Origin of the sequence: Streptomyces sp. NPDC014764, assembly GCF_043082785.1 — a bacterium.
Classification (GTDB): Bacteria; Actinomycetota; Actinomycetes; order Streptomycetales; family Streptomycetaceae; genus Streptomyces; species Streptomyces althioticus.
In genome coordinates this window covers 248,130-272,603 of sequence record NZ_JBIBXY010000007.1, presented here as the reverse complement: position 1 = coordinate 272,603, position 24,474 = coordinate 248,130, and the positions used below count along the sequence as shown (strand labels likewise).

Sequence of the window (24,474 nt, the reverse complement as noted above, 5' to 3'; positions counted from 1 at the left end):
CGCGGGCCGTCAGGCCGCCGGGCCGGGCCTCCCGGTGCTGCGGGGCGCGGGCACCTCCGGCCGCAGCCGGGCGAGCAGGCGCCGGCGTTCCTCCGCGAACGCCGGGTCGGCCCGGTAGTCGGAGTGGCCCAGGATCGGCGCGGGCAGCGGGTGTTCCGGGGTGCGGCCGTAGGCGAGCGGGTCCTTCAGCGGCGGGCGGTCCACGTCGGGGCCGCCGTCGCCGGGCAGTCGCACGGGACCGCCGATGGGGTCGGTGCGCCGGTAGAGGTTGCTCCAGCAGACGACGTCCCGGTGCAGCGCGTCCAGCGCCTCCGGGCCGAAGTGGGCGGGGAACCAGCGGCCGTACAGCCGCTCCAGCGGGGAGCCGTAGGTGAGCAGGGCGACGCGTCTGCGGGACGACGGCGGGAGCTGCCAGGCCGCGGCGGCGGCGAGCACGCTGCCCTGGGAGTGTCCGGAGAGCACCAGCCGTCCTCCGGTGGCGCCGGTCCAGGTGGCGATGCGCCAGGTCAGGTCGGGCACCGCGCGCTCGGCGTAGCAGGGCGGCGCGAAGGGGTGCGCGGCGCGCGGCCAGAAGGTGCCGACGTCCCACAGGATTCCTATGGTGCGGCGGGCGGAGGCGTCCTTGTAGGCGCGGCGGCCCCAGGTGACGAGGAGGACGAAGCCGAGGCCGATCAGCCAGGAGCCGAGGGCCTGCGCCGTCTGTGCGGCGCCGTGCAGGACGGGGTGGGCGCCGCGCGCCGCCGTGCCAGGGGTCTCACCGGTGGCGGTAGCCCCGACGAGGGCCCCGGCACCCAGCAGGAGGGTGGCTACGGACGTGACGGCGAGGATGCGCGGCCCCCGGTCGGTGAGTGCGGCCATGGCGCGTACGGAGGCGATCCGCCGAGTACGGCCGGGGTCGTCCGCCTCTCCGGCGTACTCCTCCTTGACGGCGGCGTGTTCGGACCGGGCGAGGTGCCAGGCGCGGCGGGCGAGCCAGCAGCACATGACGAGGAGCAGCAGGAGGAGCGGGGGGATGACGGACGCCTGCCAGGTGAGCAGGACCGGCGGCCCCGGGATGGAGGCGCGGGTGCCGTCCAGCCAGTCGGACACCCGCTGCGAGACCCCGCCGGACATCACACCGCCGAGCGCGCAGGCGAGCATGGCGACCGCGGGTCCGGCCAGTCCGCGCAGCGCGGCGCGCCGGTCGGGGTCGGTGCGGTGCAGGGCGTGGGCGACGCAGGCGAGGACGATCACCAGCAGGCCCTGCGCGAAGGTGAGGGCGCCGAAGGTGAGGTTGCCGGGCAGCCGGTCCGCCGACGCCCAGCCGGGCCGCTCCCAGCCGGCGTAGAGGGCGCTGAGGGCGAGCAGGGCGAGGGCGGCGAGCGGCAGCCCGCGCACCAGCCGGCGGTCGGCGTCGTCGTCGAGGCGGCGTTCGCTGCGGCCGCGGCGGCAGACCACCCACACCACCGCGCCCGCCCCGACGGCCAGGGAGGTTTCCAGCAGCAGGCCCAGGACGGCGAGGACGGCGGAGCCGCCCGGTTCACGGTCGTACCGTGCGGCGGCGGAGCCCACGGCCGCGGCGACCGTCAGCAGCGCGGCGGCGGTGTGGGCGGCGCGCAGCCGGGCGCCCAGGCGGCGGCCGTACCAGAAGCCGGGGCGGCTCAGGGCGGCCGGGCCGGTGTCCTCCTCGGTCTCGGAGCCGCCGAGCGGCTGCTGCGACTCGTAGGCGCTCCAGGTGCGCAGGGAGAGGAACCACAGCAGTCCGGTGAGGGCGGCGGGCACCAGGGCGGCCAGGGCGAGCCGGCGGCCGGGCGCGCCCCACCAGCCCTCGCCCGGCGACAGGAAGCCGAGCCAGGAGTGCCGGCCGGCGCAGGCGGGGGTGCCCGCGCACTGCCAGGCGGTGAGGTCGAGGGCGACCTCGCAGGCGGCGGCGACGAGCAACACCGTGAGGCTGAGGCCGGTCAGCCGCACCAGCAGCCCGTACAGCCGGACCGTGCGGCGGCGGCCGTGGGCGCTGGGGCGCATCCAGTGGGCGAGGTTGACCACCATGAACGGCAGGAGCAGCAGCCACAGGGCGCGGGTTCCGTTGCCGGAGGTGAGGTTGCACCAGACGTACGCCTCGGGGACGGGCCCGTCGCGGCCGGCGCCGGGGTCCCGTTCGGCGTCGGCGTCGTCGGCGCGGCGGAACACGGCGGCGACGTCGTCGCCGGTGACCCGGACCGTGCGCGGATCGTCGAGCATCTCCTGCGGGGTGGTGCCGCCCACCCCGTGGACCAGGAGCTCCAGCGCGGCCCGGGACCCGGCGGGCCCCTCGCCCGCCGGTGCTCCGCCGTCCTCGGCCGGTCCGTGCCGGTGCGTGTTCTCCATCGCGCGGTCTCCCCCTGACGCCCCGTCGGATCCGTCCGTGCGGAGCATCCTCCGCCCCCGGACCGTGTGCGTGCCTCGTCACTCAATCTCCCCGATCCGTGTGACGCGCACGCACCCCACGGGCGCCAGGAACCGCCATGTACGCGACGAGCGGCCGGTGGCGCCGCCCGGGGTCCGGCATGGGAGGATGGGACGTCCGCGCACCGGTGCCCGGGAAATGCCGCCCGAGGCCGTGGACGCGCGGGAGTGTGTCGGACGGCTGTGCGGCGAAAGGACCGGAGCGTACGTGAGCGAGAATCAGAATCTGCTCGCCGAGCAGCGGCGCACCCTGATCCTCGACGAGGTCCGGCGGCGGGGCGGGGTCCGGGTCAACGAGCTGACCCGCAGGCTCGGCGTGTCGGACATGACGGTCCGCCGCGACCTCGACGCGCTGGCCCGGCAGGGCGTTCTGGAGAAGGTGCACGGCGGTGCGGTTCCGGTGGTCGAGGCCAGTACGCACGAGCCCGGCTTCGAGGCCAAGTCCGGCCTGGAGCTGACCGCCAAGGAGGACATCGCGCGCACGGCGGCCGAGCTGGTCCCCCCGGGCGCTGCGATCGCGCTGTCCGGCGGCACCACGACGTTCGCGCTGGCGCACCGGCTGACCGACGTCCCCGACCTCACCGTGGTCACCAACTCGGTGCGGGTGGCGGACGTCTTCCACGCGGCGCAGCGCTCCTCGGGCAGTCGGCAGGGGGCGGCCACGGTCGTCCTGACCGGCGGGGTGCGCACGCCGTCCGACTCGCTGGTGGGCCCGGTGGCCGATCAGGCGATCGCGGCGCTCCACTTCGACCTGCTGTTCCTCGGCGTGCACGGGATATCGGTGGAGGCGGGACTGTCGACGCCGAACCTGGCGGAGGCGGAGACCAATCGGCGGCTGGTGCAGTCGGCCCGTCGGGTGATCGTGGTCGCCGACCACACCAAGTGGGGCACCGTCGGCCTGAGTTCGTTCGCCTCGCTGGAGCAGGTGGACACCCTGGTGACGGACTCCGGGCTGTCCGCCGAGGCCCGCGCGGAGGTGTCCGAGCATCTGCGGCGGCTGGTGGTGGCCGGCGAGTCCGAGGAGTCCGAGGACGAGCCGGCGCAGGCCGCAGACGCCTGACCGTGCCGCTCCCCGTGCCGTCCGGGCGCCTCAAGCAGCGTGACCTCTCAGGGAGTTGAGTCCATGGCCCACCGTCTGCGCCCCGTGGGGCGGGAGTTCGCCTCGGTCGCCCCCGTGCGCCTTGCCTTCGAGCGGGAGATCTCGGCCGCTCCCCCGGCGGTGTTCGACGCGCTGGCGCGGGACGTCACCGGCTGGACGGCGTGGTTCCGCGTGGTCACCCTGGCCCGTCCGCTGGACGGCGGCGCGGGCCGGGAGATCCGGCTCGCGGGCGCGGCCCGGTTCCGGGAGACGATCCTCGTGGCCGAGGAGCCCGAGGTGTACGCGTACCGCGTCGACGTCACCAATGTGCCGGGCGCCCGGGCGATGGCCGAGGAGTGGCGGCTGAAGCCGGCCGGGTCGGGCACCCGGGTGCGCTGGACGATGGCGGTGGACGGCGTCACGCCGTTCCGGCTGGCGATGAGGGCGGCCCGCCCGGGTCTCGCCGCGGGCTTCCGTGACGCCATGACCTCACTGGACCGCCGGCTCTCGGGGTGACGCCTCGGGCCATACGCCCGTGCTCAGCAGGGAGTCGACGACCTCCGCGTACGGCGTCACGTCCAGGCCCTGTTCGGCCAGCCAGGCGTCCGAGTAGTACTTGTCCAGGTAACGGTCGCCCGGGTCGCACAGCAGCGTGACCACGCTGCCCCGTCTGCCCTCCGCGACCATCTCCGCGACGATCTTCAGCGCGCTCCACAGTCCGGTGCCGGTGGAGCCGCCCGCCTTGCGGCCGATGACCCGCTCCAGCGCCCGCACGGCGGCGACGGCGGCCGCGTCGGGCACCTTCATCATCCGGTCGACGGCGCCGGGCACGAAACTCGGCTCCATCCGGGGGCGTCCGATGCCCTCGATGCGGGAGGCGCTGTCGCAGGACACGTCCGGGTCGCCGGTCGTCCAGCCCTGGAAGAAGCAGGAGTTCTCCGGGTCGGCGACACAGATGCGGGTGTCGTACTGCATGTAGTGCACGTAGCGGGCGAGGGTCGCGGAGGTGCCGCCGGTGCCGGCGGTGGCGACGATCCACTCCGGCTGCGGGAACCGCTCCATCCGCAGCTGGCGGAAGATCGACTCGGCGATGTTGTTGTTGCCGCGCCAGTCCGTGGCCCGCTCCGCGTAGGTGAACTGGTCCATGTAGTGGCCGCCGGTCTCCGCCGCCAGGGCTGCGGACGCCTCGTACATGGTGCGGGGGTCGTCCACGAAGTGGCACCGTCCGCCGTGGAACTCGATCAGGCGGCACTTCTCGGCGCTCGTCGTACGCGGCATGACGGCGATGAAGGGCACGCCGATCAGCTTCGCGAAGTACGCCTCGGACACGGCGGTCGAGCCGCTGGACGCCTCGATCACCGGACGGCCCGGCCGGATCCAGCCGTTGCACAGTCCGTACAGGAACAGCGAGCGGGCCAGCCGGTGCTTGAGGCTGCCGGTGGGGTGGGTCGACTCGTCCTTCAGGTAGAGGTCGATGCCCCACCGCTCGGGCAGCGGGAAGAGCAGCAGATGCGTGTCGGCAGAGCGGTTGGCGTCGGCCTGCACCCGGCGCACGGCCTCTTTCAGCCAGGCGCGGTAGGCGGGGTCGCTGCGGTCGACGTCGGGAGTGGCGCCGGTCGGGGTCTGTTGGGGAGTGCTCACGACTGGGCTCCTTACACTGAGCGCCGACGGCGTCCAGCGCGGTCGGCACACCGATCATAAGCACCGTTCGCACCACCGCTCACCTGCATAAACACATCTTTGGTGGCCTGAAAGGCAGGGCTGGGGCGATGGGGGCGCGCGGGCGGGGGCGCACTGGCGCGAGTGCCCCCGCACTCCGGCCGGCGGGGGCGCGGGCTCTGGTGCTCGGCGGCGCGTGCGGGCAGACTGCACCGGCGGGAGCAGGGGCACACTTTGTTCTGGAGTGGGGACCGGCCCGCGCAGCGCGGTCCGGTGCACCGACGCGCACAGAGGGGGCGGCTGGCAATGGCGGAGCCGGAGTTCAAGGCCACGGGCGTGCGGATCGGCCGGCGGCTGCGGTCGCTCACCCGGGCCGGACAGGTCCGGATCAGCGACGGACGGCTGGAGTTGCTCACCAGCTACGGCACCGAGATCGACAGCGCGCCGGTGCAGGCCGTGCGGGCCACGCGGCCCTGGTTCGTGCCCGACGGCCGGGCGTTGGCCGACCTCAACGGCCACCGGTACCTGCTGACCCTCGCGGACCACGACCCGGCCCCCGGGGAACCCGGCCCGCCCGCGGCCCGCCGTTTCATCGAGGCCGTCCGCCGGGCGGCGGGGCGCGGCGCCTGAGATGTCCGTGAGTTGCGCCGTATCCGCCGCTGGGTCACGCTGTTCTCACGTCACTCTGGGTTTACCGGCGATAACGCTGCGAACCAGCCCGCCGGCCACGACAGCAGGCGGCAGCGTCACGCAGGCGCCCTGCTGGATCCGTACTCCGTGTTCTTCCGGACCTCACGTCGGGGAGTCGCAGCCGTGATCAGTCACCCAAGCAGGCACTGCACGGTGGAGCTCCAAGCCCTGCCGTCGCGGATCGGCCAGGTCCGCAGAATCGTATCTGCGCAGTTGCGCTACTGGCACATGGATTCGCTGATAGACCGGGCCTCGCTCGGTGTGACGGAGCTGTTGTCGAACGTCCACCGGCATGCCCAGCCCGACAAGACGTGCACCGTGGAGATCGAACTGCTCCTCGACCGGCTGAAGGTGTCGGTGCACGACCACGATCCGCGGCTGCCGGCCGTCGCGGACGCCGGACCGCTCGCCACCTGTGGCCGTGGCCTGGCGATGGTGGCCGCCATGAGCGAGACCTGGGGCGTGCTGCCGGACGACGCGGGCAAGGTCGTGTGGTTCACCCTGCCGACGCCCGCGGCCGCCGAACCGGCGGCCTGGGACCGGCGCCCGCACCTCACCGCCACAGGACCGGACCGGCCACGGTTCACGGAGGTCGCGCTCGTCGACCACGTGGCCGAGGTCCACCGTCCGGAACCCGCTCCCGTCCGGTCCGCCGTTCCCGGCTGACCGGGCGGTGACACAACGGGTCGCCGCCCACGGCCGCGGTGTCCCGCGGACCTCCTGTCCGCGGGACACCGCGCCCCGGCCGGCAGCCCTTGTTGACAGCCGGGGTGCCGGCTACCTGATGTAGACGAGGGCGTCCGTGGTGACGGTGGGCCGGCCGCTGGTGCCGACGACCACGATCTTCACGGTGTGCCTGGCGTTGGCCGTCCAGGTCTTCGTCCAGATCGCCTGCCGGTAGCTCGTGGCCGACGACCGCAGGTCCACCGTCGCGGACTTGACGCCGTCGACGTACACGTACGCCTGTCCCGAACTCGACGCCCGGGAGACCACCCAGGCCGCCGAGCGCCCGGTGAACGTCCAGCTCAGGCTGGCGCCCTTGGAGGCGCTGGAGTACGACTTGCCGCCGAGGTAGCTGGTGGAGCTGCGGGTGCTCCAGGTGCCCGTCCGGACCGCCGCGCTCTCCCGGAGGATCACCGGGGTGTAGGTGGCCGCGGTGTCGCGGTGGTTGCCGGCGTAGTCGTACGCCCGCATGGACCAGGTGGACGCGATGCCCGGCTTCGCGGTGCGGTTGGAGAGGTAGGCGGCCGCGCTGAAGGTGGCGGTCGCCGGCGTCAGCAGCTGCACCTGGCGCAGGGCCTGGTCGTCGGTCGCCTTCCAGCGCAGGGTGACCGGGGCGGACCCGGTGTTGACGGTGCCGGCGCGCAGGCCGAGCGTCGGCGCGGCGGTGAACACCGGTGCGGTCGTCTCCGCCACGACGGTCAACGCGTCCGTGGCCGTGACGGCGCCGGACTGGTGCGTGGCACGCACGCTCACGGTGTGGCTGCCCGGGGTGAGGGTGATCCGCTTGGCGTAGCCGGCGCCCGAGGTTCCGGCGACCGACCGGCCGTCGACGAGCACGTCGTACCTCTTGATCAGCGCGGCCGGTGTGGTGGCCGACCAGCGCACCACGGGCGTGCCCTTGGTGTAGTACGTCGAGCCCTTGGCGGTCGCGTCGGTGAGGGACACGAGCCGCAGCCCGTCGACGGGGCCCGCCGCCCAGGTGCGCACGGTCGGCAGCTGGGCGTAGAGGGCGTCGCCCGGGCACTGGGTGTTGAAGCCGTCGCGGTGCCCGGACACCCGGTGGAAGGTGTACTCCTCGCCCGCGGTGAAGGCGGTGCCGAAGTAATTGGTCTGGGTCGCGCCGGCGGTGAGCTTCACCGTGCCGGCCGGGTCGGCGCCGTACTGGCCGAGCTTCCAGGCCGTCACCCGCGCCACGGACGCCAGTGCGGCGGCGGAGGCGGCGCCGGTGCCGTGCGCGCCGAGGACGGCGATGCCGGCGGACTCACGGTTGAAGCCGTAGGTGTGCGCACCGAGGACGGGCCGGTCGATGCCGCCCTTGCGGCCCTCGAAGACCGTGCCGCACTTGTCGACGAGGAAGTTGTAGCCGATGTCGTTCCACCCGTTGGTCCGGGTGTGGTAGGCGTAGATGCCCCGAACGATCGCGGGCGACTCCGCGCAGTCGTAGTCGTTGGCGCCGTCGGTGTGATGCACGAACACCGCCTTCACCTCGGTGTTGTACTCCGAGGGGTCGGGGCTCTTCGACTCGTCCGCGCCCCAGTCGGCACGCGAGGTGACCGGCGGCTGCGGCATCGTGGACGGCGGCGCGGTGGGCTCCGGGGACGGCGACGGGGACGGCGACTCGTCCATGGCGAACGCTGCCGGTTCGGGCGCGTCGACGCGGGTCTCGGCCTCGGTCACCACGCCCGGGTCGACCAGGTTCACCTCCATGCCCTTGGGCAGTGCGGCGGTGGAGCCGTCCTCGTGGACGACGCGGGCCTCCACACCGTCGGAGGGCCCGACCCACAGCGGCTGGGACGCACCGCGCATGCCGGCTTCGACCTTCTCCGGCGGTGCGGTGTTCAGCTCCAGTGACTGCCAGGCGCCCCACTCGCCCGACTCCAGGCCGCGGGTGCGCACCTGCGCGGTGCCCTCCAGCGGCTTCCGCGCCCCGCTCCAGGAGACGCCGACCAGCGAGAACTGCTCGGTCTCGGTGCGGGGCAGCTTGCGCTCGCCGGCCGCGGTGCCCTTCAGCTCCAGGCCGTAGACCTCGACCGGACGACGTTCCTGCCCGGGGGCTCCCGAGTCGGAGGGGCTGGCCGTCGCGTAGGTGACGACGCCCCCTCCGCCGATCAGCACGGCGCCGAGCGTCAGCCACGCCCGGCGTCTCATACTCAGCGGTCTGTACGCGTGCGACACGGCACGACGCCGGCTGTGACGGCTCAAAAGGATCCCCACCCTGAGAAGCGGCCCGGACGGGCCGACGGAAGCGACGGCCGTCGCACGGGACTCGTCCGCCTCGTACGACGCCTCACCTCTCCAGCGCCGGCCGCGCTCCGTCCGTCACAGGGTGGGGCGGTGATGTGGATCACTACGACGTGCTGGGGGTACCTCAGCCGCGGCGTCCGAACTGCTCCTCCAGGACGGACAGCCGGCGCCAGTACTCGTCCTCGTCGATCTCGCCCGAGGCGAAGCGCCGGCCCAGGACGGCGAGCGGCGAGTCGTCGCGGGCGGCGGGTCCGTCCGGACCACGGCGGCCGCGCCACCCCGTGCGGCGCAGCAGGGTGATGCCGAGCCCCACGACCAGGGCCCAGAACAGAGGGAAGAGCAGGATCCACGGGCCGGGCCCGCCGTCACCGAAGTGCGCCAGGGTCTGCATGATCGTTCAACTCCTCGGGTGCGGTGTCTCGTCGCCCCTCGGCGACACTTCGAGACTCGCTCCGGGAGGGGGGTCCGGTCGTCGTGCGGCCGGCGGCACCTCGCGTACCGCCCGGGGAGTACGCGGGCGGTACGCGTGTGCTTCGGCGGCCGTCGCTCAGCCGGTCTGGGCGTTGTCCTTCAGCGCGCCCCAGCCGTGCCACCGCTCGACCTCGACCCAGGCGCTGACGCGACGACGGTCACGGTTCGGGTACGCGTCGCCGCCGTAGTGGCGGGAGAGCCGGTCGATGTCGGCGAGGCCCTCGTCGTCGCGCATCTCGGTGACGCGGCCGATCAGGGTGACGTGGGTGTACCAGTCGCCGGCGTCGAGGACGGTGAGGGTGATGCGCGGGTCGTTGCGCAGATGGCGCAGGCGGACCCGGCCCTCGTCCATGTTGATCAGGACGCGGCCGTCCTCCCAGAGGTACCAGGTGGGGGTGGAGACGGGCGAGCCGTCGGAGCGGAGGGTGGCCATCACGCACGGGTTGGGCCGGCGCAGCATCGCCTGGGCCTCGGGCGGCAGTGGGGGCTTGGACACGTGCACTCCTCGCTGTAGGGGGATGAGGGAGTCGGTGAGGGCGGTCAGGTGGCGGACGCCGGCCCGTCGTCGAAGCTCGCGTGGTAGGCGGCGGCCATGTCGTCGTCACCGTGCCCCCGGGCCGCGGCCCGCTCCAGACGGCGGGCGCTCGCGGCGGCCACGTCGAGGCGGGCGCCGTGGCGCTCACCGGCCCGCACGATGAGCTCGGCGTCCTTGGCGGCGGTCCTCACCGCGAACTGGGCAGGGGACAGCCGCTCCTCGAGGATCAGCTGCGCCTTGGCGTGCAGATAGCCCATGTCGAGCGGGCCGCCGGCGATGAGGCCGAAGAAGTCGTCCGGCCGGACGTCCAGGACGCGGGCCAGGGCCAGCGTCTCGCCCGCGGCGGCGGTGGCCGCGAGGACCCAGCTGTTGGCGACGAGCTTCAGCCGGGTGGCGGACGCCTCCCCGCCGTCGTCGCCGGTCCACACGGTGCGGGCGCCCACCGCGTCGAACACCGGGGTCACCGCGTCCCGGCCCTCGGCGGGGCCGGCGGCGAGCACCGTGAGCTGCCCGTCCTCGGCGGGCTTGCGGGTGCCGAGCACGGGAGAGTCGTAGAAGCGCAGGCCGTGGTCGCGGGCGAAGGCGGCCATCCCGGCGACGTCCTCGATGCCGCTGGTGGTGCACTGCGCCCAGACGGCTCCGCGCGGGAGGGCCGGGGCGGCCGCGCGCATCGTCTCCAGGGTGACGGGCCCGTCGTACAGCATGGTGAGGACGACGTCGGCGGACTCGACCGCCTCGGCGGGGGCGCCGGCGACGTGGGCGCCGTCCGGGCCGAGCGGGTCGGCCTTGGCGCGGGTGCGGTTCCACACGCGGACGGTGTGTCCCGCCCTCAGGAGGTTGCGGGCCATCGCGGCGCCCATGATGCCGGTGCCCAGGACGCTGACGGTGAGCGTGTCGGTCATACGGTCGGCCTTCCGTCGAGCGGTCGTCGTGCTTACGCCAGTGCTCCCAGAGGATCGTCCAGCACCGGCTGCCAGGCCAGCTCCGCCGCGCCGACCAGACTGTTGTGGTCCAGCGTGCAGGCGAGGATCGGCACCCCGCCACTGCGGCCCCACAGGCTGCGGTCGGCGACGACGGCCCGCAGCCGGTCGGGGTCGGCCTCGAGAAGGGTGCGGTACAAACCGCCGAGGATGATCCGGTCGGGGTTGAGGATGTTGACCAGCCCGGCCAGTCCGAGGCCGAGCCGGTCGATGAGCTGTTCGGTGGCGGTGCGGACCCGCGGGTCGCCGTACCGGCCGCGGATCAGGTCGTCGGCCTGCCTCAGCAGTGACATCTCGGGGCCCGGGTCGCGGCCGGCCGCGGTGAGCAGGGCCAGCGGGTCCGCCTCGACGTCGAGACAGCCCCGGCTGCCGCAGTGGCAGGAGCGGCCGTCGGGGTTGACCGCGAGGTGCCCGACCTCCAGCGCGAGACCCGAACTGCCCGTGTGCAGACGGCCGTCGAGGACCAGCGCGCCGCCGACGCCGCGGTGTCCTGTGGCCACGCACAGCAGGTCGCGGGAGCCCCGCCCGGCGCCGTGGCGGTGTTCGGCGAGCGCGGCGAGGTTGACGTCGTTGGCGGCGAACGCGGGCCCGTCGAGGCCGGCGGCACGCACCTGCTCGGCGAAGATCTCCCGCACCGGGGCCCCGGCGGGCCAGGCCAGGTGCAGCGGGTTGAGCGCCAGCCCTTCCGGTTCGGCGACCGCCGACGGCACGGCCAGCCCGGCGCCGACGCAGCGTCGCCCGGTCTGCCGCAGCAGTTCCGCGCCCGCCGCGACCACGGAGCCGAGCACCTTCGCCGGGTCGGGGTCGACGACCTCGCAGCCGGGTGCGGTGGCGACGATCCGGCCGCCGAGCCCGACCAGGGCGGCGCGAAAGCCGTCGGCGTGGACCTGCGCGGCGAGCGCCACCGGCCCGTCCTCGGCGACGGACAGCCGGTGCGAGGGGCGTCCCTGGGATCCGGCGGCCGCGCCGGGCCGGGCGTCCACCCGGATCAGTCCGAGCGCCTCCAGTTCGGCGGCCACCGCACCGGCCGTGGCGCGCGTGACGCCGAGCTCCGCGGTGAGCACGGCACGGGTCGGGGCGCGTCCGGTGTGCACCAGCTCCAGCGCGGGTCCGAGCGCCCCGCGCCCCCGGTCGAGCCGCGTCCTCGAGGTGGTCCCTTCCCCCGCCGGCCGGGGGTCCGCCTTCCCGCTCATGGGGGCGAGTCTCCCATGATCCGCAACGCTCGCGGACGACAGGCCGCCCACGTGCGGAACACGGCGGGGTGCGCGGGGCGTACGGGTTGTGTGCCCCCGGCGTCCGCGCCAGTGCGCCGCGCCGGGCAGGGTCGGGGCTCGGCTAGCCTGGCTGCACGATGAACGACCGTATGACGACCCCCTGGGGCGAGCCGGTGCTGTCCCGCTTCCCCGAGGACCCGCGGGACAGGCTGCGCGCCTGGGACGCCTCCGACGAGTATCTCCTCAGGCATCTCGCCGAGCGGCAGCCGCCGTTGTCCGGGACGGTCGTGGTGGTCGGCGACCGGTGGGGGGCGCTGGTGACGGCGCTCGCCGCGTACCGGCCGGCGCAGATCACCGACTCCTGGCTCGGTCAGGAGGCCACCCGGGCCAATCTCGCCCGCAACGGTGTCGAGCCGGGCACGGTCCGGCTGCTGACCACGCAGGACGCGCCGCCGGAGCGGATCGACGTGCTGCTGGTGCGGGTGCCGAAGAGCCTGGCGCTGCTGGAGGACCAGCTGCTGCGGCTGGCGCCCTCGGTGCACGCGGACACGGTCGTGGTCGGCACGGGCATGGTGAAGGAGATCCACACCTCGACGCTGAAGCTGTTCGAGCGGATCCTCGGTCCGACCCGCACGTCCCTGGCGGAGAAGAAGGCGCGGCTGATCTTCTGCACGCCGGACCCGTCGCTGGTCCGGCCGCCGAACCCGTGGCCGTACCGCTACACGCTGCCCGGGGACGTCGGTCCGGTCTCGGGCCGTACGGTCGTCAACCACGCCGGGGTGTTCTGCGCGGACCGGCTGGACATCGGCACCCGCTTCTTCCTGGGCCATCTGCCCGCCGGAGGGAGCGGCGGCCGGGTGGTGGACCTGGGCTGCGGCAACGGCGTGGTGGGGACGGCGATGGCACTGGCCGACCCCAAGGCCGAGGTGCTGTTCGTGGACGAGTCCTTCCAGGCGGTGGCGTCGGCGCAGGACACCTACCGGGCGAACGACGTGAGCGGGCACGCGGAGTTCCGGGTCGGCGACGGTCTGACGGGCGTCCCGTCCGGCAGCGTCGACCTGGTTCTCAACAACCCGCCCTTCCACTCCCACCAGGCGACCACGGACGCGACGGCCTGGCGCATGTTCACCGGTGCCCGCCGCACCCTGCGCCCCGGCGGCGAGCTGTGGGTGGTCGGCAACCGGCACCTCGGTTACCACGTGAAGCTGCGCCGTCTGTTCGGCAACAGCGAGGTGGTGGCGTCGGACCCGAAGTTCGTGGTGCTGAAGGCCGTACGCCGGTAAGGCCCGGCAGGTCCGCCGCCCGCCGGAAGGCCGGTCCCGCTCCCCCTGCCTAAGCTGGCAGGAGGACGCGCGCCGGCCGAGGAGGCTGCGATGGACGGGACGACGAGCGGGCCGGACGACGGATCCGGTGCCCGGCGGTACATGCCCATCGCCGACCACGGGCTGATCGGCGACCTGCGCAGCGTGGCGCTGGTGGCGACGGACGGCACGATCGACTGGTACTGCGCGCCGTGCTTCGACGCGCCGAGCGTGTTCGCCGCGCTGCTGGACGCCGACCGGGGCGGCTGCTTCGAGCTGAGGGCGGCCGTGCCGGCCCGCACCAAGCAGTTCTACTTCCCCGACACGAACGTGCTGATCACCCGGTACTTCACCGAGGACGGCGTCGGCGAGGTGCAGGACTTCATGCCGGTGTCCGGCGAGTCGGTGGAGGAGGGCCGGCACCGGCTGATCCGGCGGGTGCTGTGCGTGCGCGGTTCGCTGCCGTTCCGCGCGCTGGTGGCGCCGCGGTTCGGCTACGCGGCGCTGCCGCACACGCTGCGCGTCACCGGGGACGTCGCCGTCTTCGAGTCGGACGCGCTGGACCTGGCCCTGACCGCCACGGTTCCGCTGGAGCAGGACGGGGTCGACGTGCGGTCCGAGTTCAAGCTGGCCGAGGGTGAGACGGCGGTGTTCGCGCTGGACCAGGTCGGCGGTGAGCTGGCGCCGCGCGGCTGCGCCCACGAGGAGGCGGAGCGGGAGTTCGGCGCGACGGTGCGCTACTGGCGGGACTGGCTCTCCTCGTCCCACTACCGGGGCCGCTGGCGGGAGATGGTGCACCGCTCGGCGCTCACGTTGAAGCTGCTCACGTACGCGCCCACGGGGGCGATCGTCGCCGCGCCCACGACGAGCCTGCCGGAGGAGTTCGGGGGCGAACGCAACTGGGACTACCGCTACATGTGGGTGCGCGACGCGGCGTTCTGCGTGTACGCCATGCTGCGGCTGGGCTTCACCAAGGAGGCGGAGGCGTTCATGGCGTTCGTCTCCCGGCACATCAGCCCCGGCGACGGCAAACCGTCGGGCCCGCTGCAGATCATGTACGGCATCGACGGCCGCACCGACCTGCCCGAGCAGACGCTGGACCACCTGGAGGGCCACCGCGGCTCATCCCCGGTCCGGGTCGGCAACGGGGCGGCCGACCAGCTTCAACTGGACGTGTACGGCGCGCTGATCGACTCGATCTACCTGTACGACAAGTGGGCCGAGCCGATCTCCAGCGAGCAGTGGGACCACGTGACGGCGCTGGTCGAGTGGGTGTGCGCGAACTGGGACCAGCCCGACGAGGGCATCTGGGAGACGCGGGGCGGGCGGAAGAACTTCCTGTACTCGCGGCTGATGTGCTGGGTGGCGATCGAGCGGGGCGTCCGCATGGCCCGCCGTCGCGGTCTGCCCGCGGACCTGCCGCACTGGATGAACTGCCGGGACACGATCTACCGGCGGATCATGACCGAGTGCTGGTCGGACGAGCTGCGGGCGTTCGTCCAGCACGAGGGCGGGGAGGTGCTGGACGCGGCGCTGCTGATGATGCCGATGTCGAAGTTCATCGCGCCGAAGGACCCCCGGTGGCTGTCCACGCTGGACTGTCTGACCCGTGAGCTGGTCTCCGACTCGCTGGTCTACCGCTACGACCCGCGCGTGAGCCCCGACGGGCTGCACGGCGAGGAGGGCACGTTCTCCATCTGCTCGTTCTGGTACGTCGAGGCCCTCACCCGCGCAGGCCGCCTGGACGAGGCCCGTCTGGCCTTCGAGAAGATGCTCACCTACGGCAATCATCTCGGCCTCTACGCCGAGGAGATCGGCCACACCGGACACCAGCAGGGCAACTTCCCCCAGGCCTTCACCCACCTCGCCCTGATCAGCGCGGCGTACAACCTGGACCGGGCGCTGGGCTGACCGTCAGTGGCCGTGACCGTCGTCGGACTGCCCGGACGGCTCCGTTGGTGAGGGGGATGCCGGCTCCTCCGGCGTGGCCTTTCCGGCCTCCACGGTGAAGGCGGCCGTGCGGACGACGCCGTCGTGCTTGAAGTCCAGGAACAGACGGTAGCTTCCGCCGCTGGGGGCCGTGGCGGTGAAGGAGACGTGCGGGCCGGGCCGGGTGGTGCCGTCGCCCGGTTCGCCCTCGGGGTGGACGTGCAGGTAGGCGAGGTCTCCGGCGCGCAGGGCGACGAGGTGGCCGTAGGCGCCCAGGTAGGGCTGGAGATCGGTGACGGACTCGCCGTCGCGGGAGACGGTCAGGCGCAGTTCGCTCGCCCGGCCGGGTGTCAGCGTCCCGGTCAGCTCCACGTCGTAGCCGTCCACACGGGCCGCGGCGGAGGGCCGCGGCAGCTCGCGGGGGCTGTAGGGGCCGGAGGCGGCCAGGTCGGCGCCGAGGGTGAGGTTCTCCGCGCCCGGCCGGTCAGGGGTGAAGTCGGCGAACACCCGGTAGCCGCCGGCGCGGGGCAGGTCGACGGGCGTGCTCCAGGTGCCGTCGGGGGCGCGCTCGGGGTGGAGGTGGCGGTAGGTCACCAGGTCTCGGGAGGCCACGATGAGGTGCAGCTCCTTGTCGTGCTCCGGCCGGTACTGGTCGACGGCCCGTCCGTCCGCGTCCCGCACGGTGAACCGCAGCTCGGCGCGCTCGCCGGCGGTCACCGTCGGGGTGTCCAGGTCGAGGGTGTAGCCGCCCTCGGAGATCTGCAGCCCGCCGGGCGCGTGTGCGGCGCTCCCGCCGTGCTCACTCTCCGCCGCTCCTGACGGATGCCGGTCCTCGTGCGCCCGGGGGCGTTCCGCGACGACCGGGTCGAACGTCTGGCCGACCCCGTAGGCGGTGCCGAACGCGCCGGCCAGCGCGGCGGCGAACGCGGTGATCCTCAGTCCGGTCTTCATGGCCGTCTCTCCCCTGGAAACAGCGGCCCGCAACCCGTCACGAGCCGATCGATACAGCTCACGATACCCCTAGGGGGTACCAAGTCAAGTTACCGTACGCCTTGCGCCACATACCCTACCGGGGTATACATTCGAGGCCTCGGGGGATACCCCCGTCCCGTATTCAGCAGGGAGCCAGTGATGACCGTCCGTACGACCGGCGCCGCCGCCGATGCCGAGGTGGAACTCTCCGTCGGAGGGATGACCTGTGCCTCCTGCGCCGCGCGGATCGAGAAGAAGCTCAACCGGATGGAGGGCGTCACCGCCACGGTCAACTACGCCACCGAGAAGGCCCGGATCAGCTACGGCGCGGGCGTGACCGTCCCCGACCTGATCGCCACGGTCGAAACCACCGGTTACACCGCGAGAGAACCCTCGCCGCCCCACGCCGACGAGGGACGGCCGCCGGAGCCCGACGAACTGCGCCCGCTGCGCGACCGTCTGATCACCGCGCTCCTCCTGTCGGCCCCCGTCGTCGCGATGGCGATGATCCCGGCCCTGCAGTTCGAGTACTGGCAGTGGCTGTCCCTGACCCTCGCGGCACCCGTCGTCACCTACGCTGCCTGGCCGTTCCACCGCGCGGCCCTCATCAACGCCCGCCACGGCGCGGCCACGATGGACACGCTGGTCTCCGTCGGCACGACCGCCGCGTTCCTGTGGTCCCTCTGGGCCCTGTTCCTCGGCACGGCGGGCACCCCGGGCATGACGCACCCCTTCGAGTTCACGGTGGCCCGCTCGGACGGCGCCGGGAACCTCTACCTGGAGGCGGCGGCGGGCGTCACGACGTTCGTCCTGGCCGGCCGCTACTTCGAGGCCCGCGCCAGGCGCAGGGCCGGAGCCGCCCTGCGCGCGCTGCTGGAACTGGGCGCGAAGGACGTGACGGTCCTCCTTCCGGACGGCCGCGAGGAGACCCGCCCCACAGCGGATCTCGTGGCCGGGGACCACTTCCTGGTCCGCCCCGGCGAGAAGATCGCGACCGACGGCACGGTCGTGGAGGGCTCCTCCGCAGTGGACGCGTCGATGCTGACGGGCGAGTCGGTCCCTGTGGAGGTCACCGCCGGAGACCCGGTCACGGGCGCCACGGTCAACGCCGGCGGCCGTCTCGTCGTACGGGCCTCCCGAGTCGGCTCGGACACCCAACTGGCCCGCATGGCACGGCTGGTGGAGGACGCACAGAACGGCAAGGCGTCCGCCCAGCGGCTCGCCGACCGCATCTCCGCCGTCTTCGTCCCCGTGGTGATCGCCCTCGCCCTGGCCACTTTGGGCTTCTGGACCGGCAACGGCGCCGGTGCCACGACCGCGTTCACCGCCGCCGTGGCGGTCCTGATCATCGCCTGCCCCTGCGCCCTCGGTCTCGCCACCCCGACCGCACTGATGGTCGGCACCGGCCGGGGCGCCCAGCTCGGCATCCTCATCAAGGGACCGGAGGTCCTGGAGTCCACCCGCCGTGTCGACACGGTGGTCCTGGACAAGACGGGCACCGTCACCACCGGCCGGATGAGCGTGGTGGCCGTGCACGCCCCCGACACCGACGAGACGGACGTCCTGCGTCTGGCCGGCGCCCTGGAGCACGCCTCGGAACACCCGATCGCCCGAGCCGTGGCCGACGCGGCCCTGGCCGCACTCGGCACACTGCCCACCCCGGAGGACTTCAGGGCCGTCCCCGGCCTGGGCGTCCAGGGGGTGGTCGAGGGCCACGCGGTCCTGGTGGGCCGCCCCCGCCTCATGACGGACCGGTCCCTCCCCCTGCCCGCGTCCCTCGCGCGCACCCTCGGCTCGACCGAGGCGGCGGGGCACACGGCGGTCCTGGTGGCCTGGGACGGCGAGGTCCGCGCGGTGCTGGAGGTCGCCGACACGGTGAAGGAGACCAGCCCGGAGGCGATCCGCCGCCTGCGCGCACTGGGACTGCGCCCCGTGCTCCTCACGGGCGACAACGAGGCGGTCGCGCGGTCGGTCGCCCGTGAGGTGGGCATCGCCCCGGACGACGTGATCGCGGAGGTGCTCCCGCAGGACAAGGTGGACGTCGTCAAGCGCCTGCAGTCGCAGGGCCGCTCCGTCGCCATGGTCGGCGACGGCGTCAACGACGCGGCGGCCCTGGCCCAGGCGGACCTGGGCCTGGCGATGGGCACCGGCACGGACGCGGCGATCGAGGCGGGCGACCTCACGCTGGTCCGCGGCGACCTGCGGGCCGCGGCGGACGCCGTCCGGCTCGCCCGCCGCACCCTGGGCACGATCAGGTCCAACCTGTTCTGGGCGTTCGCCTACAACGTCGCCGCGCTGCCCCTCGCGGCGTCCGGTCTGCTGAACCCCATGATCGCGGGGGCGGCCATGGCGTTCTCCTCGGTGTTCGTGGTGGGCAACTCCCTGCGGCTGCGGACGTTCCGGGCGGCCTGAACGGGGTACCGGCGGGGGCGGGCGGGCCCGTGGCGTGGATCATGCGTACCGTGGGCACCTGGACGATGTCACCGCGGGAGAGACACATGAGCGAGCGCACCGGACCCGTACCGCCCGTCGACGGACTGCGCAGGATCGCCTCCGAGGTGCTGAGCGACCTCAGAGCGGTGGACGGCGCGCTGTACGCGGCGGTCGCCGCGACCCCCACGCCGACGCTCGACCGGGCGCTGCGCAGGCTCTCCCACGCGGCCGACCACTCCAAGATCTCGTTCGCCATCGCCGGTGCGCTGGCCCTGGCCGGGTCCCGCCCGCGCAGGGCGGCGCTCGCCGGGGTCGGCGCCATAGCGGTGGCGTCCGCCTCGGCCAACCTGCTCGGCAAGCGGCTGGTCCGCAGGGACCGCCCCGACCGGGAGGCGGCACGGGTGACGGTGGACCGGCACGTGCCGATGCCGATGTCGGCGTCCTTCCCGTCCGGCCACACGGCGTCGGCGGTGGCCTTCGCGACGGCGGTGGGCACGGTGCTGCCGGCGGCGTCGGTGCCGCTGGGCGCGTTGGCGGGGGCGGTGGGGTACTCCCGCATCCATACGGGGGTGCACTATCCGGGGGACGTGGCGGCGGGTGCGGTGCTGGGGGTGGCGTCGGCGGCGACGGCCCTGGCGGTCGCCTCGGCGCGCCTCCCGGCGTCGTACCCGCGAGGCCGGCGCCCCAGGTAGGCAGCCGGGACGTCAGGTACGGTCCCGGCCCCACTCCCGGCGCCGGATCGCGTGGGGGCGGTGGTCGCCCTCGCAGCAGCCCCTCCGTCTCAAGTCCGGCCCAGCCCGCAGCGATCGAGTGCAGCACGAACCCGGTTGAGGCCCTCCACCCTCCAGTGGTCCCGGTCGGGCATCTGGTCGTCCCGGCGCCAGCGCCATGCGGAGAACATCGCCCAGTTCAGGGCGCGGCACCGGTGGATCACGTCCTGGTCGGCCCCCGGATAGTGCCTCCCCACGTCTTCGGGTGCATGGGCGAGGTCGAACTCGACCGGCCCACGACAGCAGGTCGCGAGGTCGACGAACAGCGGGCCTCTCCTCGTGTTCAGGAGGTTGCCCGGGTGGGGCTCGCCGTGCAGCAGCTGATCGCCGGCTCTGTCGCTGCTGATCGCGGCGCTCAGTCCACCGAGTGTGTCGCTGAGAAGCGCCCGGTCAGAATCGGGCAACTCGGGAGACCGCTCCCCGTCGACCACCTCTCTCAGCGCCGCGGCGACCCGGTCGGTGAAATGCGGCGCGTCCAGCTCGATCTGCCGCAGAGCGGCATGGTGCCGCAAGAACACGTCCGAGTACTCGGCCGGCGCGACCTCCGCTCCCACCGGTTCGTAGTAGGTCCACAGCGAGACTGCGAAGGCGTCACGCACATGAACCCGCGGCTCGACCCGAGGATCGAGCTCAGCCACCGGCGCGTCGACGTCGGCGAGACGGCGAGCGACTTCCACTTCGAACTCGGCATCATCCAGATGCCCCAACGGTGCGACCCGGGCCAGAACACCGCAAGGAATCAGGCGCAGCGCGACGCGGTCCGAGTTGTGGATGACGATCGCGTCGTCGACCTGAAGGCCCAGCCCCGAAGCGGTGGCCCGCCCCGCCTCGACTGCGCGGTGGAGGTCTGATGGCTCCATACGGTTCTCCCTCACTGTCACACGTCCGGTACAGCAGCGATGCCCCATCATCGGGCGGCCGCCCCGGAACGGCGACAAGCATCGCAAACCAGGGACCTGCACAGGCTCTGGGATCACGGCGGCCGTCCCTCGTCGACACGCCACCGGCGTCGGCATAGCCGCCCACGGCGGGAGGGGACGGGGTGGGGGTGGGGGTGGAGGTGGGGGTGGGGGTGGGCGCCCGCAGCGGCCGGCGCGTCCGCGCTCTCCTGTTGTCAGCGCCCCCGTCGCGCCAGACCGAGGACGACCGCCCCGACCGCGGCCCCGCACCCCACCCCGCCCTGGTCGCTGCATAGCCCCGCCGAACGCGACCCCGCGCCTAGGCGTCACACAGGCAGCCCGTACTCGTCGCGCCACCCGCACATACCCGGCCCACCCCACCGACTCGGCTCGACCTCCCACACCCCCGCCCCCTCCAGATACCGGACGTCCCCCACCCCCAACGCATCCAGCCGCTCCCCCGTGCGCCGCACCGCGGCCACCGCCCCCGCCTCCCACAACTCCCGCCACTTGGGGACCCGGCCCCGCACCAGCCTCGCCGCCGCCCTCAGGAACTCCCGGTACGGTCCCACGTCCCCCGCCCTCAACGCCTCCCGCAGCGCGAGATACCCCTCCACGGCGAGATCCCTCCGTCTCCGCGCCGCGGCCTCATCTCCCGCCCTCACCGCATCGGCGTACCGCCCCGCGTCCGCCAGTACCTCCGCCGGGAACGTGAACACCGCATCCCCCGCCTCCGGCAACCCGCCGTTCTCCATCAGCACCGTCACCCGCAGCGCATCACCGCCACCGCCCTCCCCCCGCACCATCCGGTGCACGGTCCCCGGCGCGAACCACGCGACAACCCCCTCCCGCAACGGGATCTCCCGGTACCCACCCTCCACACTCAGCGTCTGCACGGCCCCCGACCCCCCGGTGACGACGTACGCCTCCGTACACGCCAGATGCAGATGCGGACTCCCCCCGCACACCCCGTCCGCGGCCTCCCACTCGTACGCCCGCAGATGCGAAAGCCCCACCGCCCCCGGCAGCGGCATCACCACGCCACCCCCGACAAGAACTCCTCCACCCGCTCACTCCCCCACGCCCCGTCCGCCACCACCACCCGGTACCGGTACGCGAACGACTCCCCCGCCGGCAGCCCGAACTCCTCGAAGAACGCCCACGAGAACGCCACCGACGGAATCGGCTCCGACCGCACGAACCAGTGCGACGGATGCACAGCCCGCCCCGGATCGAGAGTCTCCGGCGCATGCGCGAACACCAGTGTCGACGCCCCGTCGACGGCGTCCCGCTCGGCCGTGAACCCCAGCCACGGCCCCTGCGTCCCCATGAACCTCTCCCCCGGACCGGCCCCCGCCGCCCCCGGCGCGAACACCGTCCCCCCGGTGAAGTCCCGCGGTCCCCGCCACTGCAACCCCGTGTACCCGGCCATCTCCCGCCCGGCCGTGGTCGGCGACCCGAACCTCAACTCCTCTCCCCGCACGTTGGTCAGCCGTATCGACCAGTCCAACACCCAGGCGCCTCCCGCCACATCGACGGAGTGAACGCTCAACCCCCGTTTCTCACGCGCCCACTCGTCGCCCCCGTTCTCCACCCAGGTGAGCTCCTCCACGCACGCGAGCCGCTCCTCGTCCACCTCGAACGACGAGAACCCGTCGTGCCGCATCCATCCGATCCGCTCCGGCAACGGAAGGTAGCCCCGCCCGTGCACATACGAGTTGCCGCCCCAGAAGTTCTGCCCGGACAGATGGCTGGCCGTCATCTGCAGCCCCTTGTGCCACCGGTGGTCGTTCGGCCGGTACCCGGTCACCACCCTTCCGCCGAGCGTCCGCACCGGATGCGCGTACGGCTTGCGCGACTCGAACTCGACAGGATCGGGCCGGTACACGTACCGCAGAATCTCGACGTCCCCCACGCTCACGCCCACGGCGTCCCCGTGCGCATGCACCACCCGCAGCGTCACGCCCGCCCCACCCCGTTCCACGTCATCCCCAGCCCTCCGTGCATGGCCTCGTAGAACGGATCCCCCGGCCCGATCTCCCCGGCCCGCACCGTCCGCCCCGTGAACGCGGCCTTGTACAGCGCGGCAGCGAACTCCAGCGTGTTCCGCGCTTCCCGGCCGCTCCCCGGCGGCCGCACCCCGGCGTCCCACGCGTCCAGCACGGACCCCAGCTGCGCGGTGTGCGAACTGGGCACGTCCTCGCCCACCTCACGCCACGCGGCCGCCCGCTCCTCGGCCGCGTGCGGCGCGGGCGTGTACACCCAGTCGTCGTTCGCGTGCCCGTACAGATGCGTCAGTTCGACGGTCGCCTCCGCGCAGTCCACCCGCACCCGGCTCACCTCGGCCGGCGACAGCACACTGTTCACGACGGTCGCCAGCGCCCCGCCCGCGAACCGCACCAACGCGGTCGACACGTCCTCGCTCTCCGTGTCGTGCACCAGCCGGGCCGCCATCGCCTGCACCTCCTCCCACTCCCCGAGCAGGTGCAGCAGCAGGTCGTACTGATGGATCCCGTGCCCCATGGTCGGCCCGCCGCCCTCGGTGGCCCATCGTCCGCGCCAGGGCACGGAGTAGTACCCGGCGTCCCGGTGCCACGTGGTCTGGCAGTGGGCGACCAGCGGCGGGCCCAGTTCCCCACGCCGGATCAACTCCCGTGCGCGCACGGCCCCACTGCCGTACCGGTGCTGGAAGATCACCGAGGCGTACGCCCCGGACGCGGCCTCCGCCGCCGCGATCTCGTCGTACTCGGCGAGCGACAGACACAGCGGTTTCTCACACAGCACCCAGGCCCCCGCCTTCAGCGCGGCGACGGTCTGCTCGCGGTGCAGCGACGGCGGTGTGCCGACGAGCACCAGGTCGGGTCGTACGGCGTCGAGCATCGCCCCGGTCGAGGAGAAGCCCGCCACCCCCTCTCCGGCCTCCGCCCGGAAGGCGTCCAGCCGGCCGGGGTCGACATCGACCGCGGCGACGAGTTCGACACGGTCGGCGTGCGCCCGCAGCGCGGGCAGATGCCCGCCGCCGACGATGGCACCGGTGCCGACGACAGCCGCACGACGGCGGCCGGGGGACGAGGTCATGCGGCACTCCTCGGAGAGCGACAGGCCATGAGGCGCGGAGACCGCAGAAGGCAGAAAGCGCTTTCCCCGCGTGCCTCCGACCCTAGGCCCGCCCTCTCCCGGAGACAACCCCCCGCCCCGCCCCCACGGACCGGTACCGCCGCTCCGGCCGACCGGTCGCCCCGTACCGCAACGACACCTCGGCCGCCCCCACGGCGTGGAAGTACTCCAGATACCGCCGCGCACTGACGCGCGAGACACCGGTCAACCGCGCGCACTCGCTCGCCGACAGGCTGCCCTCCGCCTCCCGCAGCGTCCGCTCGACCAGCCCGGCGGTCTCCGCGCTCATCCCCTTGGGCAGCCTGCGCGGCCCGGACGGCACTGTCGCTACGGGCATCGCCGCCCCCGCCAGCACCCGGTCGACGTCCGCCTGCCCGCGCACCACGGTGTCCCGCAGCATCCCCCGCTGCACCGCGTACCGTTCCAGCCGCCCCCGCAGGTCCTCGAAGTCGAAGGGCTTGAGCAGGTAGTCGACGACACCGTGCCGCACGGCGCCGCGCACCGCGTCCGCCTCGCGCGCGGCGCTGACGACCATGACGTCGCAGTCGTGCCCGGCCGTGCGCAGCCGGGGGATGACATCGAGGCCGAACACGTCGGGCAGATACAGGTCGAGCAGGACGAGGTCGGGACGGAGTGCGTCGACGGCGCTCAAAGCCTGCTCACCGCTGCCCGCGACCCCGACCACCCGGAAACAGTCGACGCGTTCGACGTACGCCCGGTGCACTCGCGCCACCCGGAAGTCGTCGTCCACCACCAGCACCCCGATGGCTCCGGCGCCCCCGCCGGCCTCGCCCGCCCGACCGGCCCCGCGGGCCCCGCTCACGTCCTCCCCGTCCCACATGCGCCCCATCATCGCCCCGGCCCCCGCCCCCGCACAGGGCCCTGCGCCGGACCTGCACCGGGAGCAACCGCCCCGCTGACACAACGACCACAACCTCCATTGCTTCCGTAACCGCGACACCCCGCCCCCGCCCAGGCACCATGTGGCCCGCGTCACCCACCCCCTCCACGAGTGACGCACCTCGGAACAACACC

General features: G+C 73.5%; 21 protein-coding genes. 8 read left to right on the top strand and 13 right to left on the bottom strand.

Going from position 1 to position 24,474, the window contains the following annotated elements:
- Positions 1-9: 9 nt before the first annotated feature.
- Positions 10-2,346 (bottom strand): hypothetical protein, encoded by a 2,337-nt coding sequence (locus ACF1AG_RS20015; protein WP_391810125.1) that lies wholly within the window; start codon positions 2,344-2,346, stop codon positions 10-12.
- Between the two features lie 286 nt (positions 2,347-2,632).
- Here ACF1AG_RS20015 and ACF1AG_RS20010 point away from each other — a divergent pair, with 286 nt between their 5' ends.
- Together ACF1AG_RS20010 and ACF1AG_RS20005 are read left to right on the top strand one after the other, a co-directional pair.
- Entirely contained in the window at positions 2,633-3,484 is an 852-nt protein-coding gene (locus tag ACF1AG_RS20010) for a DeoR/GlpR family DNA-binding transcription regulator (RefSeq protein WP_391810124.1), read from the top strand.
- Positions 3,485-3,547: 63 nt separating this feature from the next.
- The gene (locus ACF1AG_RS20005) at positions 3,548-4,018 is read left to right on the top strand and encodes an SRPBCC family protein (protein WP_391810123.1); all 471 of its coding nucleotides are present in this window, start codon (positions 3,548-3,550) and stop codon (positions 4,016-4,018) included.
- Here the strand turns inward: ACF1AG_RS20005 and ACF1AG_RS20000 are convergent.
- Positions 3,992-5,143 carry a PLP-dependent cysteine synthase family protein gene (locus ACF1AG_RS20000; RefSeq protein WP_359605261.1) on the bottom strand — a complete coding sequence of 384 codons (1,152 nt, stop codon included), beginning with the start codon at positions 5,141-5,143 and terminating at the stop codon, positions 3,992-3,994. The genes ACF1AG_RS20005 and ACF1AG_RS20000 overlap by 27 nt on opposite strands.
- A 324-nt stretch (positions 5,144-5,467) precedes the next feature.
- On the opposite strand from ACF1AG_RS20000, the gene ACF1AG_RS19995 reads away from it, so the two are divergent.
- Both ACF1AG_RS19995 and ACF1AG_RS19990 read left to right on the top strand, forming a co-directional pair.
- Positions 5,468-5,791: a hypothetical protein gene (locus tag ACF1AG_RS19995; protein ID WP_359744773.1), complete on the top strand. Its 324-nt coding sequence runs from the start codon at positions 5,468-5,470 to the stop codon at positions 5,789-5,791.
- A 183-nt stretch (positions 5,792-5,974) separates the two neighbouring features.
- Positions 5,975-6,517 (top strand): ATP-binding protein, encoded by a 543-nt coding sequence (locus tag ACF1AG_RS19990; protein ID WP_359744775.1) that lies wholly within the window; start codon positions 5,975-5,977, stop codon positions 6,515-6,517.
- A gap of 111 nt (positions 6,518-6,628) precedes the next feature.
- On the opposite strand, the gene ACF1AG_RS19985 is transcribed toward ACF1AG_RS19990, so the two are convergent.
- The 5 genes from ACF1AG_RS19985 to ACF1AG_RS19965 form a co-directional block, all read right to left on the bottom strand.
- The gene (locus ACF1AG_RS19985; protein WP_359606827.1) at positions 6,629-8,722 is read right to left on the bottom strand and encodes a peptidoglycan recognition protein; all 2,094 of its coding nucleotides are present in this window, start codon (positions 8,720-8,722) and stop codon (positions 6,629-6,631) included.
- A 220-nt stretch (positions 8,723-8,942) separates the two neighbouring features.
- On the bottom strand, positions 8,943-9,209 hold the full coding sequence (locus ACF1AG_RS19980) for an SHOCT domain-containing protein (protein ID WP_391810122.1): 267 nt from the start codon (positions 9,207-9,209) through the stop codon (positions 8,943-8,945).
- Between the two features lie 156 nt (positions 9,210-9,365).
- Positions 9,366-9,785: a PPOX class F420-dependent oxidoreductase gene (locus tag ACF1AG_RS19975; RefSeq protein WP_359606831.1), complete on the bottom strand. Its 420-nt coding sequence runs from the start codon at positions 9,783-9,785 to the stop codon at positions 9,366-9,368.
- A 44-nt stretch (positions 9,786-9,829) separates the two neighbouring features.
- Complete coding sequence (locus ACF1AG_RS19970; RefSeq protein ID WP_391810121.1) at positions 9,830-10,726, bottom strand: NAD(P)-dependent oxidoreductase; 897 nt, start codon at positions 10,724-10,726, stop codon at positions 9,830-9,832.
- 32 nt (positions 10,727-10,758) lie between these two features.
- Positions 10,759-11,997, bottom strand: a complete 1,239-nt coding sequence (locus ACF1AG_RS19965; RefSeq protein WP_387797055.1) for an ROK family protein — start codon at positions 11,995-11,997, stop codon at positions 10,759-10,761.
- Positions 11,998-12,167: 170 nt separating this feature from the next.
- Here ACF1AG_RS19965 and ACF1AG_RS19960 point away from each other — a divergent pair, with 170 nt between their 5' ends.
- Both ACF1AG_RS19960 and ACF1AG_RS19955 read left to right on the top strand, forming a co-directional pair.
- The gene (locus ACF1AG_RS19960) at positions 12,168-13,301 is read left to right on the top strand and encodes a methyltransferase (RefSeq protein ID WP_387797057.1); all 1,134 of its coding nucleotides are present in this window, start codon (positions 12,168-12,170) and stop codon (positions 13,299-13,301) included.
- Positions 13,302-13,391: 90 nt separating this feature from the next.
- Entirely contained in the window at positions 13,392-15,230 is a 1,839-nt protein-coding gene (locus ACF1AG_RS19955; protein ID WP_391810120.1) for a glycoside hydrolase family 15 protein, read from the top strand.
- 3 nt (positions 15,231-15,233) lie between these two features.
- Here the strand turns inward: ACF1AG_RS19955 and ACF1AG_RS19950 are convergent, their stop codons facing one another.
- The gene (locus ACF1AG_RS19950) at positions 15,234-16,199 is read right to left on the bottom strand and encodes a hypothetical protein (protein WP_391810119.1); all 966 of its coding nucleotides are present in this window, start codon (positions 16,197-16,199) and stop codon (positions 15,234-15,236) included.
- 180 nt (positions 16,200-16,379) lie between these two features.
- Between ACF1AG_RS19950 and ACF1AG_RS19945 the strand changes: the two genes are divergently transcribed.
- Both ACF1AG_RS19945 and ACF1AG_RS19940 read left to right on the top strand, forming a co-directional pair.
- A complete protein-coding gene (locus tag ACF1AG_RS19945) occupies positions 16,380-18,632 on the top strand; it encodes a heavy metal translocating P-type ATPase (RefSeq protein ID WP_391810118.1) in 2,253 nt (750 codons plus the stop codon).
- An 86-nt stretch (positions 18,633-18,718) separates the two neighbouring features.
- Positions 18,719-19,345 (top strand): phosphatase PAP2 family protein, encoded by a 627-nt coding sequence (locus ACF1AG_RS19940; RefSeq protein ID WP_359608138.1) that lies wholly within the window; start codon positions 18,719-18,721, stop codon positions 19,343-19,345.
- Between the two features lie 89 nt (positions 19,346-19,434).
- On the opposite strand, the gene ACF1AG_RS19935 is transcribed toward ACF1AG_RS19940, so the two are convergent.
- The 5 genes from ACF1AG_RS19935 to ACF1AG_RS19915 form a co-directional block, all read right to left on the bottom strand.
- Positions 19,435-20,283, bottom strand: a complete 849-nt coding sequence (locus tag ACF1AG_RS19935; RefSeq protein WP_391810117.1) for a phosphotransferase — start codon at positions 20,281-20,283, stop codon at positions 19,435-19,437.
- Positions 20,284-20,648: 365 nt separating this feature from the next.
- Positions 20,649-21,356, bottom strand: a complete 708-nt coding sequence (locus ACF1AG_RS19930; RefSeq protein ID WP_359604425.1) for a cupin — start codon at positions 21,354-21,356, stop codon at positions 20,649-20,651.
- The gene (locus tag ACF1AG_RS19925) at positions 21,356-22,285 is read right to left on the bottom strand and encodes a PmoA family protein (protein WP_391810116.1); all 930 of its coding nucleotides are present in this window, start codon (positions 22,283-22,285) and stop codon (positions 21,356-21,358) included. Before ACF1AG_RS19925 ends, ACF1AG_RS19930 begins: the two co-directional genes overlap by 1 nt.
- Complete coding sequence (locus ACF1AG_RS19920; RefSeq protein WP_391810115.1) at positions 22,282-23,400, bottom strand: Gfo/Idh/MocA family protein; 1,119 nt, start codon at positions 23,398-23,400, stop codon at positions 22,282-22,284. The genes ACF1AG_RS19925 and ACF1AG_RS19920 overlap by 4 nt, the downstream gene beginning before the upstream one ends.
- Before the next feature lie 82 nt (positions 23,401-23,482).
- On the bottom strand, positions 23,483-24,280 hold the full coding sequence (locus ACF1AG_RS19915) for a response regulator (protein ID WP_359604431.1): 798 nt from the start codon (positions 24,278-24,280) through the stop codon (positions 23,483-23,485).
- Positions 24,281-24,474 lie beyond the last annotated feature (194 nt).

What these genes read in the sequence shown, in the direction of transcription:
- ACF1AG_RS19995 (WP_359744773.1), top strand. Translation starts at nt 5,468, where the DNA reads ATGGCGGAGCCGGAGTTCAAGGCCACGGGCGTGCGGATCGGCCGGCGG.
- ACF1AG_RS19940 (WP_359608138.1), top strand. Translation starts at nt 18,719, where the DNA reads ATGAGCGAGCGCACCGGACCCGTACCGCCCGTCGACGGACTGCGCAGG.
- ACF1AG_RS19970 (WP_391810121.1), bottom strand. Translation starts at nt 10,726, where the DNA reads ATGACCGACACGCTCACCGTCAGCGTCCTGGGCACCGGCATCATGGGC.
- ACF1AG_RS19980 (WP_391810122.1), bottom strand. Translation starts at nt 9,209, where the DNA reads ATGCAGACCCTGGCGCACTTCGGTGACGGCGGGCCCGGCCCGTGGATC.
- ACF1AG_RS19935 (WP_391810117.1), bottom strand. Translation starts at nt 20,283, where the DNA reads ATGGAGCCATCAGACCTCCACCGCGCAGTCGAGGCGGGGCGGGCCACC.
- ACF1AG_RS19985 (WP_359606827.1), bottom strand. Translation starts at nt 8,722, where the DNA reads ATGAGACGCCGGGCGTGGCTGACGCTCGGCGCCGTGCTGATCGGCGGA.
- ACF1AG_RS19945 (WP_391810118.1), top strand. Translation starts at nt 16,380, where the DNA reads ATGACCGTCCGTACGACCGGCGCCGCCGCCGATGCCGAGGTGGAACTC.
- ACF1AG_RS19965 (WP_387797055.1), bottom strand. Translation starts at nt 11,997, where the DNA reads ATGAGCGGGAAGGCGGACCCCCGGCCGGCGGGGGAAGGGACCACCTCG.
- ACF1AG_RS19955 (WP_391810120.1), top strand. Translation starts at nt 13,392, where the DNA reads ATGGACGGGACGACGAGCGGGCCGGACGACGGATCCGGTGCCCGGCGG.
- ACF1AG_RS20005 (WP_391810123.1), top strand. Translation starts at nt 3,548, where the DNA reads ATGGCCCACCGTCTGCGCCCCGTGGGGCGGGAGTTCGCCTCGGTCGCC.
- ACF1AG_RS19950 (WP_391810119.1), bottom strand. Translation starts at nt 16,199, where the DNA reads ATGAAGACCGGACTGAGGATCACCGCGTTCGCCGCCGCGCTGGCCGGC.
- ACF1AG_RS19920 (WP_391810115.1), bottom strand. Translation starts at nt 23,400, where the DNA reads ATGACCTCGTCCCCCGGCCGCCGTCGTGCGGCTGTCGTCGGCACCGGT.
- ACF1AG_RS20015 (WP_391810125.1), bottom strand. Translation starts at nt 2,346, where the DNA reads ATGGAGAACACGCACCGGCACGGACCGGCCGAGGACGGCGGAGCACCG.
- ACF1AG_RS19915 (WP_359604431.1), bottom strand. Translation starts at nt 24,280, where the DNA reads ATGTGGGACGGGGAGGACGTGAGCGGGGCCCGCGGGGCCGGTCGGGCG.
- ACF1AG_RS19930 (WP_359604425.1), bottom strand. Translation starts at nt 21,356, where the DNA reads ATGCCGCTGCCGGGGGCGGTGGGGCTTTCGCATCTGCGGGCGTACGAG.
- ACF1AG_RS19960 (WP_387797057.1), top strand. Translation starts at nt 12,168, where the DNA reads ATGACGACCCCCTGGGGCGAGCCGGTGCTGTCCCGCTTCCCCGAGGAC.